General features: G+C 37.1%; 6 protein-coding genes. 2 read left to right on the top strand and 4 right to left on the bottom strand.

What is annotated here, in order from left to right; all coding sequences use genetic code 11:
- Positions 1-283 precede the first annotated feature (283 nt).
- Positions 284-2977 (bottom strand): phospholipid carrier-dependent glycosyltransferase, encoded by a 2694-nt coding sequence (locus TERY_RS18950; RefSeq protein WP_011613298.1) that lies wholly within the window; start codon positions 2975-2977, stop codon positions 284-286.
- A 458-nt stretch (positions 2978-3435) separates the two neighbouring features.
- Between TERY_RS18950 and TERY_RS25710 the strand changes: the two genes are divergently transcribed.
- Both TERY_RS25710 and TERY_RS18940 read left to right on the top strand, forming a co-directional pair.
- Entirely contained in the window at positions 3436-6465 is a 3030-nt protein-coding gene (locus TERY_RS25710) for a Calx-beta domain-containing protein (protein WP_011613297.1), read from the top strand.
- Between the two features lie 593 nt (positions 6466-7058).
- The gene (locus TERY_RS18940) at positions 7059-8144 is read left to right on the top strand and encodes a retroviral-like aspartic protease family protein (protein ID WP_011613296.1); all 1086 of its coding nucleotides are present in this window, start codon (positions 7059-7061) and stop codon (positions 8142-8144) included.
- A 255-nt stretch (positions 8145-8399) separates the two neighbouring features.
- On the opposite strand, the gene TERY_RS18935 is transcribed toward TERY_RS18940, so the two are convergent.
- From TERY_RS18935 to TERY_RS18925, 3 genes are all read right to left on the bottom strand, one after another.
- Positions 8400-13199: a hypothetical protein gene (locus TERY_RS18935; RefSeq protein ID WP_011613295.1), complete on the bottom strand. Its 4800-nt coding sequence runs from the start codon at positions 13197-13199 to the stop codon at positions 8400-8402.
- Positions 13200-13252: 53 nt separating this feature from the next.
- On the bottom strand, positions 13253-14692 hold the full coding sequence (locus TERY_RS18930; protein WP_011613294.1) for an ATP-binding protein: 1440 nt from the start codon (positions 14690-14692) through the stop codon (positions 13253-13255).
- A 325-nt stretch (positions 14693-15017) separates the two neighbouring features.
- Complete coding sequence (locus tag TERY_RS18925; protein WP_011613293.1) at positions 15018-17762, bottom strand: S-layer homology domain-containing protein; 2745 nt, start codon at positions 17760-17762, stop codon at positions 15018-15020.
- Positions 17763-18424: the final 662 nt, after the last annotated feature.

Here is an 18424-nt window from a genome sequence, read left to right as displayed (position 1 = left end):
TGTATTTCTAGAGCTACACTAGAATTACTAGAATTAGTTTTAATTTTTGAGTTCACCCCCTGAAAGCTATGCTTTATAAATATTTTTATAAATATTTTTCCTAATATCAAGTTTGAAAAAAAATATAAAAGTTATGGGTAGGTGTTTTAAGAGGGTGTTTCGGGAGAAAAAGTGTATTGAAAAAGATATTTTTTTTAAGACGACAATACTCTTTCTCTCTTTTCTTCTAATATCCACAAGGTTTTCAGAGGTTAGGGCTCGGGGATAGGCTGTAAGCAGGGGTTTATTTTTGAGTTATCAAGTTATGCCATGCTTGAATAAAATTTCCTTGCATTAAAGCAGCAATACCATTTAATGACCTAATTTCTGGTTGATGGGGATCAATTTCTAAAGCTGACTTTAATGCTATTTTCGCTGCTCCAGGATTAAGATCGTATAAATAGACAAAAGCTAAATAAGCATGAGCAAAGGCGTTTTGAGCATCTAGTTTAGTTACTCTAGTTAAGGTAGCGATCGCTCCCTGGGCATCTTTTTGTAAAACTTGGGCTAAAGCTAAACTATAGAGCCACTCTAAATTATCTGGTTCCTGTTGCAAACGATAGGTTAAAGTTTTTTCTGCTTGCTGAGTATAGTCTTGAACTGGATCGTATTGGTTAACTCGCGCTACTTCCGCAAATATGGTTTCCAAACCTTTTATTCCCTGGGGTAACTTTTGGCCCCACGTCCGCAACTGGGTTACTAGATCTAGTTCTGGTGCTGGTAACGCTTGTGCTTGGGGTTCAACCTGTACTCGCAGGGTTGGTTCTACAGAAATGGGATAATTTTCCCCGGTTTCTCGGTTAAGATAGGTGGCTTCTAATATATAAGTTCCCGGTACAATGTTAGATGGGAGTAACATTCCTGTTCGTTCAATAATTTCGAACCCGACTTCAGACTTATTTGCTTGAAGTAGACTAGGGTGTAAACTGCCCATGCCGATACCGTGGTCGTGAATGAATTTGGTAAGAGGTTTTTCTGATGCATTATTGTTAGAAGTTAATGGCTGAAGTTCTGTTTGATTAATATTTTCTCGGCGATAGGTTAATAAGACTAAACCTGACTGTAGTTTTTGCCAAGAACCGGACCATTTGTAGGTAATAGGTATGGTTGTTCCTGAGCGAATTTTTGGGGATAAAATTATATAGTCTAGTTTCACTTTTTTTTGTGGTTTGGTCAGGGGATGAACTTCTACTGGTAAAAACTGATTATGATATAGATTTAAGTTACTATTATCTGGTAACTGCCAGCTTTTTTGTAGTTGAAAGTTTGGGTGTTTTTCGATGAGGTTAACAATAGCAGCTTGAGCTTTTTTGATTCTTTTGACAGAACCTTGTTCATCGGTTTTTGTGATAAACCAAGATAGCGATCGCGCATCTTGTTCTACTTGTTTGAAGTTGGTTCCTACTTGCCGACCATAGACTTGTAAGTTTTGCAGAGCACCGTAATAATTTAAGTTATGTTGATTAATTTCTGGAGTGGAAGGTAAAACTCCTAAGGTTGACCGTAAATAGGGGTTAGTTTTGATGATTTCAGCAATTATTTGTTTATGGGGCCATTCTTTGCCTAAATGAGCAGAATAAGCTGCACCAGGACTTAACCAAGCGGTGATTTTTCTGGGGAAGTTTCCACCTACAGACCAGATATTTAATAGCATTAAAATAATTGCTAAACTAATAGTAAGATAGCGAATTTGTTTTCCTACTTTTCTTGGAAATTGCATTAAACCAAAGGCTAATAAAATTGATAAGGTTGGCAATAATGGTAAGGTGTAACGAAAGTCTTTGTTGATGTTGAGGGAGCAAATTAGATATCCGCCGATTAAAAATATGGATAGCCATTGAAAAGAATGGAGCTGAGTGGAAAGGTTTTTTTGTTTTTTATTGAGCCGGATTAAGTAAAAAATTAATCCACTAATTGGAATGATTAATAGAGGTAAGGAAATATGGTTGGGGAGTAGTTTTCCATAATAAATCCAAGCATCTAAACTTAATAGGTTGGGGTCTCCTTCGGCTATGGCAGAGTCTATTGTTGCTCGTTTACCGGAGGTTAACATTAATAGCCAATTTGTTCTTGCCCAAGGGTAAAAAATTGTGATGGATAAGCATAGAGAGTAAGTGAGTTGAATTAGTTGGTTCCATTGCTTTTTTTTGAGAATATTTATAGTTACCCAAAGTAAGGGAAAAAACAGAAAAAATATTGTGGTTTGCTTAACTAAAATTGCTAGGCCAAAAGTTAAGCCAAAAGCAGTTGCTAATAGCCAATTTTTGAGATTTTTGGATTGAGATAGTTGATCTATTTGAGGAGATATTTTTGTGATGTTGGTTTTGGTAAGGTTGGTTTTTTCTAAGTCTAAGTTAATTGCTTTTTTTTCGGTTTTTTTTGTTGTCTTTTCGCTGTTGTCTATTTCCTGTTTATGATTCGGTTTTGAAAAATACCAAAGTGTTAAACAAGTGAAGCTTAAGGTTACTATTGCTGTTAGGGGATAGTCGAGTAAAAATTGTAAACGATATCTATATAACCCTGGAAATAATATACATAATACTGCTGCCCAAAAACCTACTTTTTGATTAAATAGTTTGCTGCCTAAACTGTAAACTGAGGTTAGTAAAATAGCACTAAATAATAGATGTACTAAGGTGGCTTGGTCAGCTCCTCTACCAAAAATATTTTGAAAGGGAACTGCAAGAATATAAGTTAAGGGGGGTACTTTTGGGGAAAGCTGCCAAAGGTTTTTCCACCATTCTCCAGAGAATAATTGTAGGTTTTGCAAAGCACGCCAGTAGGTTAGGGAACTTGTGAGATAGTCGGCCTGATCCCAAGCTGGAACTGATTTATCGAAGGTAAACCAGAGGCGATCGCTCACGGCCCCTAATGACCACAGGATAGCTAGGGTGAGAATATGATTAATATTGGGTTGTTTTTTTTCTTGGGCAGTCATAAATTTGAGTTATCAGTAATAAGTGTAGGTTGGGTAGAACTAAGTGAAACCGAACACAGACTTTATTTTGGTTGGGTTACTCTTGAGGTTCTTCCTCTGTACCTATAATATTTGACAGTTTAACCGGAATTTGAGTTATCAGTAATAACTGTAGGTTGGGTAGAAACAGGTGAAACCTAACACAGAATTTATTTTGGTTGGGTTACTCTTGAGGTTCTTCCTCTGTACCTATAATATTTGACAGTTTAACCGGAATTTGAGTTATCAGTAATAACTGTAGGTTGGGTAGAAACAGGTGAAACTGAACACAGATTTTATTTTGTTTGGGTTACTCTTGAGGCTCTTCCCATGCACCTATAATATTTGACAGTTTGACATTGAATTTTACAGTGAAACCGTTGACGTAAGATCATCAAAGCGCTATAATTTCATAAGTATAAATTTCTTAGAAAAAAACCATGACAGACGATAGTGAATTCCTTGATATAATGTCCGACTTGGAGCTCAAACACATCAACAATATTCCTCCTATAACTTTTCTGGGGCAAGTATCTGTGGAAGTATTGCCAGCGGTGGAGATAATTGAAGAGGGGTTAGCTCAATTTCAGGAAAATTTAACGAACTTTGCTGCTTCTGAGACTTTTGAGGCGGATATGTTAAATGTCTTTGGGGAGTCGGGGAAAGTTGATCTGGGAAAAACTATTGTTGATACTTTGGCAAAGGGTGAGAACTTGCCACAGATAAATATTGTGCCAGTAGAGCTGATGAACGGTGCGGCGGGGGGTTTTGACTCTCTGACTGGTATGGTGTATTTGACGGATAGTTTGATTAACGAGAATTCTGTTATTGGAAGTGAAACGAGGCAGTTTCCACATCTGACGGATGTACTGGCAGAGGAGTTAGGACATTACATTGACTCAAAGTTGAATACAATAGATACTCCTGGAGATGAGGGAGAGTGGTTTGCGGCGTTGGTTCGCGGTGATGTGTTGAGTGTGGAGGAAGTTGAGGGTTTGCGCGGCGAGGATGATATGGTAAAAATTTTAAATGGGTTGGTTGAGGTGGAGGCAAGTTCAGAGTTGAGCTTCAAGATCAGCAACTTCCCAACGGGTGATCAACCTTTTGGGATGGCGGTAGCAGATTTTGATAAGGATGGTTTTAAGGATATTGTGGCGGCAAACGTTGGGTCTACAACAGTATCAGTGTTGTTTGGTGATGGCAAGGGAGGGGCATTAACTGCAACTACACATGAAGTGGGAGGTAAGCCTGTTTATGCGGCAGTGGGAGATTTTAACAGAGACCGCAACCCAGATATCGCAACAACAAACCAAGATGACGATACTGTAGCAGTTTTGTTAGGAGATGGGAAAGGTCGGTTTAGTAGTCCTAGCGAATTTCCTGTAGGTGATGGCCCATCTCAACTAGCGGTAGCTGATGTCAACCAAGACCGTAAGCTAGATATTGTAACCGGGAATAGTGGTTCCGATAATGTTTCAGTATTGTTAGGAAGCGGCAATGGTAGTTTTGCTGAAAGCATTAGCTATCAGGTAGGAGCAGATCTTCCTGCAAATTTAGTCGTCAAAGATTTTAACGGTGATGGTAAGCTGGATATTGTGACAGCAAATGGTAATTCTAATAACGTTTCGGTGCTGTTGGGAAATAGAGATGGTGGCTTTGACTTCCTCACTAGCTTTATCGCGGGAGGAGATACGCCGAGCGGTATTGTCGCGAAAGACGTGAACGGAGACAAGAAGCAGGACATTGTGATAAACATGGAAGACTCAGACAAGGTTTCTGTCCTGTTCGGTCTCGGAGACGGACGTTTTGGGTTTCCAAATAGTTTCCCTGTGGGAAATAGTCCTGAGGATATCGCTATTGGAGATTTGAATGGCGATCGCAAGTTGGATATTGTTACAGTTAATAGGGAGTCAAATAATATCTCAATATTACCAGGACAAGGAAAAGGAAGCTTTGGTAGTGCAATTAATTTTCAGGTGGGGGATGCACCTGAAGATGTTGTAGTAGAAGATTTTAATGCTGATGGTAAGCTAGATATTGCGACAACTAATGGCGCTTCTGATACCATATCCATTTTACTAAATACCACCAAAATGGCAATATTTCCCAACATTGCTATCTCTGACACCAAAATAACTGAAGGCGACAAGGGACGCAAAAATGCCAAATTTACTGTTACCCTCGACAATGAAAGCGACCAAACAGTAAAAGTCAACTACGCCACCGCGAATAAAACCGCCAAAGGGAACGAAGACTACAAACCCACTAAGGGCACCCTCACTTTCAAGCCTGGGGAAACTCAAAAAAATATTACCGTTCCCATCCTGGGAGATAACAAAGTAGAACCTAACGAAACTTTCAACCTCAACCTCAGCAAACCCAAAAATGCCAGACTCAAGGATAAAGTCGGTCTTGGGACTATTACCAACGACGACAAAAAAAACCCGCCCCAAATATCCATTAGCGACACCAAAATAGTCGAAGGCAACCGAGGACGCAAAAACGCCAAATTCACTGTCACTCTGGATGCCAAACCAATAGAAACAGTTCAGGTAGACTATGGTACTCGCAATCAAACTGCGAAAGCAAACCAAGACTACAAACCCACCAAAGGTACCCTCACCTTCAGACCTGGTCAAACCCGTAAAACCATTACTGTTCCTATTTTTGGGGATAATAAAATAGAAAATGACGAAACTTTCCAACTCAACCTCAGCAAACCCCGAAATGCCCAACTTAAGGACAGACGAGGCATTGGCACCATCCGCAATAACGACTTGCCTAAACTATTCATCAAAGATCGGGAAATAACTGAGGGTGATGATGGCAAAAAACAACTAACATTTGATGTCACCCTCAATGCTAAAACTCAAAAAAGAGTTGAGGTAAGTTATGCTACTGCTGACGGAACTGCGAAAGAAGGTTCGGACTACCAAAAAACTCAAGGCAAACTTATTTTTCAACCGAACCAGAAGAAAAAAACAGTAACAGTTCCTATTCTTGGGGATCTCTCGGAGGAAAGCAGCGAAAACTTTACAGTTAATCTCAGGAAACCTAAAAATGCTAGGTTGGGAGACAAGGGCGCCATTGGTACTATTAAAGATAATGATCGAGGTGGGGAACAGCCAGGGGAAAGTTTCCAGACTGCCATCAACTTAGGGCAATTCACAGGGGAAGTGGTGAGAACTGACGAAGTCGGTTTTAGCAGGGGAATATATCGCAATACCAACGACTTTTATACCTTCCAAACAGATAAAGAAAGTGCTTTTGTACTATTCCTTGACAATTTATTACAAGATGCTAATATTGGTTTATATGGTAGCGAGGAAGAAGTGATCAACCAGTCTAAAAATAGCGGTATCGAACGAGAAAGTATTGTGACTACATTAGACCCAGGTACTTACTATGTTCGGGTATATCCCCAAGGTGCCAGTCGCACGGACTACCGTCTCAGCCTCAACTTACTTTAGAAGAGGCATTATATAGGATGTCGGGTTTAGACACTAACTAATATTTATGAAGGTAACGTAGAAGGTAGAGGGCAGGAGGCAGACAGGTTAGAGGAGAATCAAAAAAATGTGTTTTAGTTTCCCTAGAAATAAAGCATATTATTCGGGGTTTACATGAAATGCTCTATTATATTGATATCTGTAAGAAGAACTCGGGCTTTTTCTTCTACTTTATCTACAGGAACAGAAATGGTAACAGTACAATTTCATATAGCTTTTGGTTTGGTTCCATTTTTTCCGTCTGTTGCTTGCTAGACAGAAAAGACATCTAAAATAATTGGATATGATGATAGAATGTTGACTGGGATAATAAGATTAAATAAGGTGTTTTTGGGTGTTACTATTTCACTAAACTAAACTCCCCCCTTCACGTCTAAAACTGTTTCATTTTCTTCAGGTTGGAAACTATATGAAATGATTTTTAAAATATTTGTAACTAAGGTTTATAAATATACTTTTTCAGATACCTACACCGCTTCATATTTTAAGTAATATTGTTATAGTATTTTATTAATGACTTAATTTTTTTTTTCTGGAATATATTAGTAAGCTTTATGAGAAACAGTACAAAAAAGACCGTCAAAACTATTATTATAGCAGCTATTACCTCTATAATTATTTCCCCAACTTTTGCTTTATTCAGACCTGTTATTGGGAAACAAAATATAGCGATCGCTCCCCAAAAAACTACAAGTGTTAGAAGTCCTGAAAGAAATTATATTGCCACAACTCCACAAATATCAACTGGAGCTATTGTACAACTAGAAGGTCTCAACTTACCACGGCCGAAAGTAACTGGAATTACCACTATTCCTCTCAAATTTTTAGACAGTGGAACAGCATTTACTTTAACAGCTACTTTAGGGAAAAAATCCGGTGATTTTTTATTAGATACAGGAGCTTCTACTACAATGATTTCTACAAAAATAGTCAAAGAATTAGGATTAAAAGGAGAACCTATACCAAAAGAACTTTTAACTTATGCAGTAGCTGGAGATGAGTGCCCCGAAATGAAAGCTAATTTGCATCGTTTACCTGTGTTAAAAATTGATGATGTTAAAGTCGAAAAATTAGCTGGTTTAGAGTTTACTACTACTATAATGCCAGGAGAATTATCAGGAGTTTTGGGGATGGATATTTTAAGTAATTTTGATGTAGAAATAAACCCTAAAACCCAAGAGTTACGGTTACTATCTCCCACGATCATACCCGCTAAAAATATTAAAGATGCTATCCCACTTAAATCTAAATTAGGAGTCATGTTAGCCGAGGTAGAAATTAATGGCAACGGTCCGTTTATTTTTATGTTAGATACGGGAGCAGAAAGTATTTTTATTTCTCAGAAATTAGCTAGTCAGTTAAAAATTACTGCTGCCGAAAGACAGGCAGTTCGAGTCCAGGGTTTTTGTGGCATTGAAATGGCAGAATTAGCTTCCTTAGCTCAGGTGAAAATGGGAAATTATGAGTTGAGAAAATTAGAAACAGTAATTTTATCTTCCCCGGTATTAGAGTTATTAGAAGTTGATGGAATTTTAGGGCAAAACTTTTTTAATAATTATCAACAACATTGGCGCTTTGATCAAAAAAATGAAGAATTTCCTTCAGGAGGAAGTTTATTATTAAAACAGAGTAGGCAGTAGGTGGCAATTTTTACATACAAAACTTGTACTGAGTCAGGTTATTTTCATTTTTGACCCTGATCTAGTTTAGGTTAGGGTTCTCAAAACTTTTTGCGGGTAAAGCTCAAAGTTTTTTTCCCTATAGTCTAAATTTGTTGTATAATATTTTATTCAATATACCTAGCAAAATAGCTGATTTTTATAGGGTTTTAAAAACTTTGTTCTGTACTTAGGGTTTTCATTTGAATATAGAGCTAAACTTATTTTAAAATCATACTACCTTAACTCTTCCAACAGCTTATCAGTAAATGGGTTTTCCCCTGCCTGAAGTGCTTTTATCCATTGTTGTCGTTGTGCTTTTTTCTCCTCATTTCTCGTCCATTCTACATAGACTTGAAAATCAGCGATCGCTCCCTCAATATTCCCTGTTAATGCCCTAGCAAGTCCGCGACTATCAATAATTTTGCCATCTTGCGGGCTCATGGCAACTGCTTTTTCACAGGCAAACATAACATCAGCAGCTTTTTGATCAAGACTACCATCCCGACAAAGTTTATTCCAGTTAAAAGCAGAAATTTGGGTGGAGTCGATCCTTTCTGCTTTTTCGTAGGAGGCGATCGCTTCTTTAACCTTTCTCTTCCTCAGAAGTTCATCCCCTTTATTCAACAAAGCATCCACTGCCTGATATTTAGCTTTAGCTTCTGGGTCAACATTTTGCCAAGTAGGGGTAAATGCCACTTGATCAAGTTCTTTTGCTCGTTGGTATTTTTCCACTGCAGCCTCTATTTTTTCTTCTTTTGCTAATTCCGTTCCTTCCTCCATCAGTGTTTCTGCCTCAGCTAATAATTTTGCCCAAACTAGAAAATTTGAGTTGATGTTGATATCAGAATTCCATTTTGCTGCTTTCTTAAACGTGGCAACTGCCTCCTTAACCTTCCCTTCCCTTGCCAACTTTTCTCCCTCTATTACCCAACTACTAGCAGCTAATTTCTTGCGTTCGTCAGTTTGGCAAATTCTGAGTTCCTCTAACTTCTGGGGATGGGCAACTAAATGATTATTTAACCGCTCGCAACCATGCTTAGTTAAATCTTCTATCCGCCAATTTGTCCACAGCTTCACTGTTTGATCACCACTGGCAGTTGCAATAGTCTTTCCATCAGGACTAAACGCTACACCATAAACCGAATTCTCATGGCCGGTGAGAGTCTGCAATAATTTCCCCTGACGGTTCCACAACTTCACTGTTTTGTCACCACTGGCAGTTGCAATAGTCTCTTTATCGGGACTAAATGCTACACCATAGACCCAGTTATCATGACCTTTTAGAGTCTGCAATAATTTCCCCTGACGGTTCCACAACTTCACTGTTTTGTCACCACTGGCAGTTGCAACAGTCTTTCCATCAAGACTAAATGCTACACCATATACCCAATTATCATGATCCTTTAGAGTCTGCAATAATTTCCCCTGACGGTTCCACAACTTCACTGTTTTGTCACCACTGGCAGTTGCAATAGTCTTTCCATCAGGACTAAATGCTACACCATAGACCCAATTCTCATGACCGATGATAGTCTGCAATAATTTCCCCTGACGGTTCCACAACTTCACTGTTTTGTCACCACCAGCAGTTGCAATAGTCTTTCCATCAGGACTAAATGCTACACCATAGACCCAATTCTCATGGCCGGTGAGAGTCTGCAATAATTTCCCCTGACGGTTCCACAACTTCACTGTTTTCCAGCTAGCAGAAGCAATAGTCTCTCCATCAGGACTAAATGCTATACCATAGACCCAGTTATCATGGCCGGTGATAGTCTGCAATAATTTTCCCTGAGGGTTCCACAACTTCACTGTTTTGTCAGCACCAGCAGTTGCAATAGTTTCTCCATCAAAACTAAATGCTATACCATAGACCGAATTCTCATGACCTTTTAGAGTCTGCAATAATTTCCCCTGGTGGTTCCACAACTTTACAGTTCCTCCATCGGGACTAAAAGCCATACCATTTACCCAATTCTCATGACCTTTTAGAGTCTGCAATAAATTTCCCTGATGGTTCCACAACTTCATTGTGTTGTCATAACTTCCAGAAGCAATAGTTTCTTCATCGGGACTAAATGCTATACCATTTACCCAATTCTCATGGGCCTGAGTACGATTAATTTCTCGAAACTCATCATCTTTATCGTAGCTGTAAACTGCGACTCGGAGGGCATTTGTAATCTTGCTAGCTTTACCTATTGGTTTAATTTTAGCATCAATTTGTTTTTGCCTAACATTCATCGCAGTCATCAACCCATCCCATCGCTGACCAGAAATAGATAACGCTCTAGACTCATTAGCTTGAGAAATAATTTTTTCCTTATGTTCCTCCCTTACAGACATATATATCGCCCCTACCAATATCGCCATCACCAAGGAAACAGCAACAGAACCCCTAACTAACCACGTCTGCAACTGCTGCCGTTTTTCCCGTTCCTGTTTGAGCTCCTCTTGTATTTTATTTCCTTTTCTTTGTCGAATAAACCAAACTAAATAATCATGTACTAACTGATAACGAGCTGCTGGTTTTTCTGGCAATAAAAATACTAATCCCGAACCTACAAAAATATTTAATACTAACTCTAACTTCTCCGGATTAAAGTCACTTTCTTTCACCAACTCAGCTTGAGTTTTCAGAGGTCGAGTATTATTTTCATCCGTTAATAACCACAACACCACCCAGGCAAATTTTTCATTTTCTTCTCCACAGTCTTTCACCACTGACTTTAAAGATCTCTCTACCAATTCTACTTGAGGAATATTTCCTAATTCTTGATATTTTGCCAAAGTCGTAATCTGATCTTCCTGGAGTTGTGCCCCCACTACTTGTAACTCAATAGGACGAACTTCTCCCAACTCCTGTGCTAAGTTTTCTACCAATTTTTCTGTCAGTGCTGAGTCTATTTTAAACTGAGAATTTGCTGTTAATTTTTCAATGACTATTTTTGCCTGTGAAGGTCTTAAATTCCCTAAGTAATAGAGGATATTTTTGTCTAAAATATTCTCATTAATTACTTCTAAATTAGCCCAACGACTAAAATCTAACAAATAATGAATATAATCTTTTCTCAATGATAAAATAATTGTCACAAAAGGTATTTCTAAACAATTTTGGAGAAACTGAGCAAATTCTCGTCTATCCTGAAGTTCCCTATTAACAAAGAAAAATTCCTCAAATTGATCAAAAATAATAACCGTCATTAGATTTAATTGTTCATTCTTTTTTAACTGAGCAAAAATTCCTTCAATTGAGGTTAGTTTCTCTGAATTAACAGCTAAATTTTTAGTTGTTTCCAGTTGTTTAGCTAAACCTTTTCCTAGTTGGCAAATCCAATTAACATAAACTCGCTGTAAAACCACCACGACATCACGAGTATCAATTGATTTTTTCTCTAAAACAGGAATTAATCCAGCCTGCAAAGTCGAACTTTTACCAACTCCTGATTCTCCATAAAGAACTATAAGCTTATGTTGAGGTTGACTCAACCTTTCCAGTAATATTTTGACATCAAATTCTCGTCCAGATGCTGCTATTTCCTGAGTTATTTTTTGTTGATTATTGTTTGGTTTTAAATAAGGTAAAGCGAGATGAATATTAGATTTTATAGAGCCCAAAGTCTTCGCCCCAACAAAAGCTATAAACCCAAATAGTTGTTCTATTCTTTGTCGTTCTTGCTTTAATTTAAAAGCTTTAAGATATTCTTTTTCTTGGTAATATATTTCTCGTAATTTCTCAATAATATTGATGTAAAAATCCGGGTTATATTCAGGCTTCGTCCTCTTTTTAGCTTTTTCCAAAGTATCTATAGCTGATTTAATTTTACCACTACCTTTTTCAGCTTTTGCCAAAGAAAATAAATATCTACCCCGATGATAATACTTTTCCCGATCTAAAGTTTTTTGATCTTTTTCTGAGGTAAGAACAGATGCAGCGCTTTGAGTATTGTTGAAAATTTCTATAGCAGTTTCAGCAAGTTGTTTGGCTTGTTTATAGTTACCTTTAGCTAGTTCACATTCGGCAAGAAAATCATAAGCACGGGCTAGTCTAAAAGAAGGCTGGGAGGTATCTAAAACTTCTATTGCTCTATTCGCAACAGTTTCCAACTGCTCCCAACTCTCCAAAACCTGCAAAACTTCTCCCCAACCATTGATAAATTTAGCAACTAAGTCTAGACGCTTAATTGCCTCAAAACCTTCTACTGACTGTTGAAAATAATCCCCAGCATTCTTGTCAGCTATCTTTTTTTCTGTTCGATGTGTCACCCCATAACTCTGCCACCACAAACCCAAATAATAATAAGTATGAGCAACTCGCAACGGGTTCTTAAGTTGTTGCCAAAGTTCAAGACTCCGTTGATAATGATCTCGGGCTGTTTCCTCAAAATCATCTGTCAACCTACCTAAAACAAATTCCAGACTCGCCTCTAGTTCTGCTTCTAAAGTAATTCCTCTATTGGCCAACTCTTGCCGAGCCTCTAACAAATCTTGATAACTAGACTCTGGCAAACCCAGGTCAGTATAATCTAAAAATATTCCTACCCCACTTTCCAAAACCTTCTGATAAACATTCTCACTCGTTTGCTGAATAAAATCAATTAATTCATCATTAGCAGATTCAAATACAGTCAGACTCACCCAATTGTAAAAATCTGGAATTAACCGAATAAATTTCCGGGAAACGTTCCCATCTACCCAAAAAACTATTGGTAGAGGGCAATGTTTTCTAAACTCTTCCCGCACATATCCCATTGCCACTAATAATTCATTAATATTCCTCAACGACTCCCAACCACAGACCATCAAAACATCCAGCTCTTTGCCTTCTAAATATTTTCTGACAGTTGTATAAATTTGGGTCACAGACTCATCCAAGGCCAATACTTTCAATACACCAGGAAAAGATGCTCGGAAATTTTCAATTAAGCGATCGCGCTGACTCACATAACTATAACGAGCCAAAAAAGGCGAGAATCTTCCTTTAGACATCTTCAAGCCTCGAAGCAACTTTTCTATATTACCACTATTAGACATAATTTTTTAACTTCCTACTATCTTAATAATACCTGATGCAACCTCCCTATCTATTAACTTATCTTCAATTCTGGTGCATCTTTCAAAAGAGGATTAATATTAAACCAAGAACTCTGGTCATATTGATACTCATAAACAAACATGCTCCGGATTAAAATTTGGTATCCGTCATCACCCGTTACTTTTTTTGTTTGAACTACCTGCCGTAATAACTCCCACTCGTGATCATCTATAGCCAAAAGTTGTTCATTGCGATAATTTCTCACTACATTGTCAACACTCCCACGAGAAATAGGTAAGTCATCCTCCTCCTTGAGAGCATCAAGTACCATTCGGAACATATTCCTGACATGACCCCCACTAACCCAACATAAATAGTCTAAAGTTTCCTGACTATCAAACACTTCCGTCACCCTTGCCAACCTTTCCTGTGGTGTTAACTCTGGAAAAGCCCTAGCCAAAACCAACTGTCGCATTAACTCCATTCCAGCAATACATTCACTGCCATCCTGTAACTGTGTAGCTACCATCGGCAATATCTTAGGAGCATCAAACCTTTGAGTTAAAGTACCGTAGTCATTAGAAAAACGCAGTGCTATAGGTAAAGTATAAATCAGATGACACTGAAGGCTTGTTAGTTGCTCTCCTCGGTCTACAAACAAATATTCCTGCTGATTTCTACCCCAAGGTTTTGGGGAACTATCAACCTTATCAAGACTATCAGCGATCACAACCAACCCCTTTTTACCATACTCTTTCAACTTCTGATCAGCAGGTTCAAGCAACTCTTTGTTGATCATCTCAATAATTCCAGGGGTGCGAGGTCCCAGATATTCCCTCAGTTTAGTGCGGAGTTCCGGGCTACCCTTTGCCTGTGCAGAAATTTTACCAATACCTGAAGCCACAAACTCTAACCCTTCCTCATCAGCCTTCACTTCAACTATTCCTAAATCTGCCGAAAATGAACCATCACTGCTAGCTGACAACTTACCCACACCAGGAACAGTAGTTTCTGCCGAAAATTCAATTTCTGTCTGTAATAATTTAACAATACTCTGAAGTAGACCTTTTAGCCTTTTTGGCTCTTCCAAATTTAATCTTTCTAACTTCTCCAAACTTTCACTCACCTTTTGGGCAATAGTCAAAAGAATATCACTAACATCCACATCTACCATTTCCAGGTTTTTTTCAGACTCAAAATAAACAACATGATAACCTGCTGTTTCCAACTGTTGCTTCAGTCGCCAGAGTTCTGTAGACTTACCACAACCAATATGTCCAGTAAATAATTGACAGGTAGGTTTACCTTTAGACCAACGAGTAATAGTAGACTTCAAATCCTTAATCACCTGTTGCCCACGCACCGGAGAAAAGTCAATATAGTATTTTTTGTCAATTTCCGCATTATCTATAAACAGAGGAACCCTAGGGTTTATTGCCTGAAAAAAGGTATCAGCATCTATGGTCATAGTATTTATAATATTTTTGGTCATAATATTTTATTTAATTTTATATAAACACACTAATCTATTTTATCAGGACTTAGGCAGAACTAACCCATCTAGCAAGCTCTTATCCTTTTTTTTATAGAGGTTTATTGTTAAAGCTAGTTTAAAGTTTTTCAGAAAAAATTTGATATCGTTTCCTTACTATAATATATTATCAGAAAAGCGCGGTAAGTTTTTTGTGTCTTTTGAACTACAGGGGAAATTGTGAAAATTATGTATTGGGTGGATCTCACCCCCATAGCTCTAATTGCCACCCTGTGTCTACTTGCCCCCATAAGTGTACTTCATAACTGAAAGCTCAAACAACTCATTACTCCCTCGCCGACCCATAAATTTGCCAAAGCTGAATCATATTATCCTCTGTAACACTGACAAGCTGCTGACTATCAGGACTAAAAACAATTGCACCGTAACCTTTAATACTCCTCAATAATTTTCCACTAGCCATATCCCACAGATAAATTTTACCATCCTCGCCGCTACTCGCAAGAATTTTACCATCCGGACTAATAGCGATCGCCTGAATTGCCTGAGAATGTTCTTTGAGAGTGTGACGCACTTCCCAGGTTTCCACATTCCAGACTAAAACCTGACTTTCTCCCCGCATTGCATGAGCAAGAGTTTGTCCATCCTGACTAAAAGCGATCGCCTGTATCCCTTGATTATTATTTCTACTAGGTATAGGCAGATTTTTCAACAGTTGCCCCTCGGCGACATTCCAAAGACGAATATATCTCGGTCCGCCACTGGCCGCCATTTGCAGACCATCAACACCAAAAGCAATAGGTTGAGTACCATTCATCCTGTGTAGTAGTTCCCCTGTCTCAATATCCCACAATTTCATCCCGCTATCAGAGCTGCATCCTATCACTGCTCTGCCATCAGCAGTAAAACCCACAGCAGTTATCAAACCAGAATGGTCAAAGCTGGTCAACACTTTTCCTGTAGAAATATCCCACAATTTTACTGTACCATCCTCACTTCCACTTGCTAAAGTTTTACCATCTGGACTAATTGCTACCGAGCGCACATTAGTGGTATGACTTGATAAAGTATCTAGTAGTTTAGCAGTTTCTAAGTTCCATAACTGAATGTTTTTACCGCTGCTACTAGCTAATATTTTGCCATTAAAACTAATTGTTAAAGATAAAATAGAATCTGGTTGCTTATTAGATATAGAAGTAACTAATTTAGGTGCAAGCACAATATTATTAGTAATATCTGCCTGTCTTAAGGTTTCTGAATTTACAGAATTTTCAGTCGGTGATAAAGTTTTAGGAATTGCTGGTATTGTTCTTGAGTATGAACTTTGAGGTGGTCGTTTTATTTTTATTTCCGTATTTTCTGTATTGTTTGTTGTTACTTTGGGTGAAGTTTTATTGGTAAAAGAAGAAACATTATCTTGACTTTCCGGATTAAAATTTTCCAGCATAGTTTGGGGTTGAATTTGTTGATTAGTGTCATAACCTTTCTCAGTCAAAAAATTACGCAAATTGGCAAAATAAGTTGAGCGATCGCTACCTTGATATGCACTTTCTATTGATTTCCAGCCCTCTTCTTTTTCACCTAACATATATTTATTTGCCAGGTAAGCAGCCAATACTCCTTTTATATTTTGTTTTTTATTTAAACGCCTGTAAAATTCTAGCCACATTTCTGAAGCATCGCTGTTTATTTGGACTGGATATTTCTTAGTTACATCCAATATTTCTCCTTGATAGTACTGGAAAATGCGGACGGGAAAAAATGAATCATTTAAATTAGAAAACACATTAGCAAATCTACTATCAAAACTTTTAAATTCTGGAATATTATCATTATCTAAATCTGTAACCCGATAATTAATATTTCCCCAGTAATGGCGCAGCATAGTATATTGATTTTCTTTCGGTTCATAACGATAAATAAAAGAATAAGTACCACCTATAAATGGAGCATTACTATTATTTATTGTGAATAAATCTACTAATACCTCCGATTCTTTGTCCCCATCGAGATCTAATAATTGTACTTTCACAAATCTACCTGCTAATAATGCCATTGTACTATCAGATGCACTGGCTAAAGATTCGACTGGTATTGGTTGATTTAAAATAGTTTTTCCACCTCTGATAATTTTCAGATATAAATCACTCACTAAATCTGTATTATTAGCTTGTCTGTAAATAATTTCAGCTTGTAAATTGCCATCATCAAACCTTTCTACTATTCCAGGAATATTTGTATTTTCTAAAGAAGTTTCCCCAGTTGTTTTTAAATTAGAATTTTCTCTATTTTTTATTGTTTCTATAGTATTTTTAGGTAAAGTATCTCTAGTTTTTAATTGAGTATTTTTATCAAAACTTGCAATATATTCTGAAGGAACTTGAACAATTACTTCATTACTATTTTTTTGATTATTGACAATAGCTTGACACAGAAAAGTAGCTACATCTGAGCGGGTAGCATTTTCATTAGGATTAAGCAGCCTAACATTTGGATAATTAACAACAATACCTTTTTCTGTTGCTGCTGCAATAGACTTTTTTACCTCTTCAGGAATTTCTGCTGCATCATCAAAAATTTTATTTAACTTCTGTGTTGAAGATGAACTTGCTTGATAATTTAATCCCCTACTTAAAGCTGTCAAAACTTGCCAGCGTTTAATCTTGAAAGTCGGGTTAAAAGTTTTGCCAATATATGCCGATAAAAAACCCATTTCATAAGATTTTTTAATCGCATCATAACCCCAATAGTCTTGGGGAATATCTACAAAATTTATCGGATTTCGCACAATTTTTGTATCTGGAAAAGCTTGAGTAATCATTGCAGCAAATTCAGCTCTAGTTACAGGTGTATTAGCACGAAAAGTTTTATTTTTGTAGTCACCCAATATTATTTTTTTGTCTAATAAACTATCAATACAACCTTGAGCAAAATGATTTTTAATATCTTGTAAAGTTGTTTCCGCAAGTGCTGGTGTGATTTTTTTGCGGTCCAATAATTCCGGACTAATTATAATACTTAACCATAGAAATAAAGCAAGTATAGGATGCCACTTATAAATTTTCATCATCAATATTTCTCCACCACTTTGAAATTTTGAAAAGACCCTTGTGTTATACTAATTCCCATTTATATTGCAAGACCTTCCTCAAGACTGTAGTTATTAAGCAATAAATAACTACAAGCAATGTTATTTTAGATTCTTTTGTTTTTGAGCCAAGAAATCTTATCCCTAAAAACCATACTCTATAGAGATTTTGCATGAACATCCCTATCTATGATCAAGGAGATTTAGCAATACTTGTGATAGTATAACTTCACAAGACCAAAGACTATAATTTTATGAAACCTTTGACCACAAATTAATAATTTCTTATTTTAGCCCCTTTATTAAGCTTTGACTAAATAAAATTAATTTAGTTCCTTTCTTCTGAAAATAATTAACTAGAAAAAGCAACAATATTAATTGAAACGGTACTAATGCAAAATCAAAGTAATGATTTTTTGTAGTTAAACTCCTAGCAATAAAAGGAGTTTAATTGTAAATATCATTACATCAATAGGACTACCATTTAAACAAACTAATATCTAATACCACCAATTTTAAATTTAGCTTTAGTAACCAAAGTAAAGAGTGGTGAAAACCTCAAATTTTTACACTCCCTATTCTACTTTAATATTTAGTTTATAAACAGTATTAAAAAATTTAGATAGAGTTAAAATAATAATATT

The sequence above is a fragment of the Trichodesmium erythraeum IMS101 genome (genome assembly GCF_000014265.1).
Taxonomy (GTDB): domain Bacteria; phylum Cyanobacteriota; class Cyanobacteriia; order Cyanobacteriales; family Microcoleaceae; genus Trichodesmium; species Trichodesmium erythraeum.
Note: the sequence above shows the minus strand (reverse complement) of the source record. Positions and strands in the feature narration are given on the sequence as shown.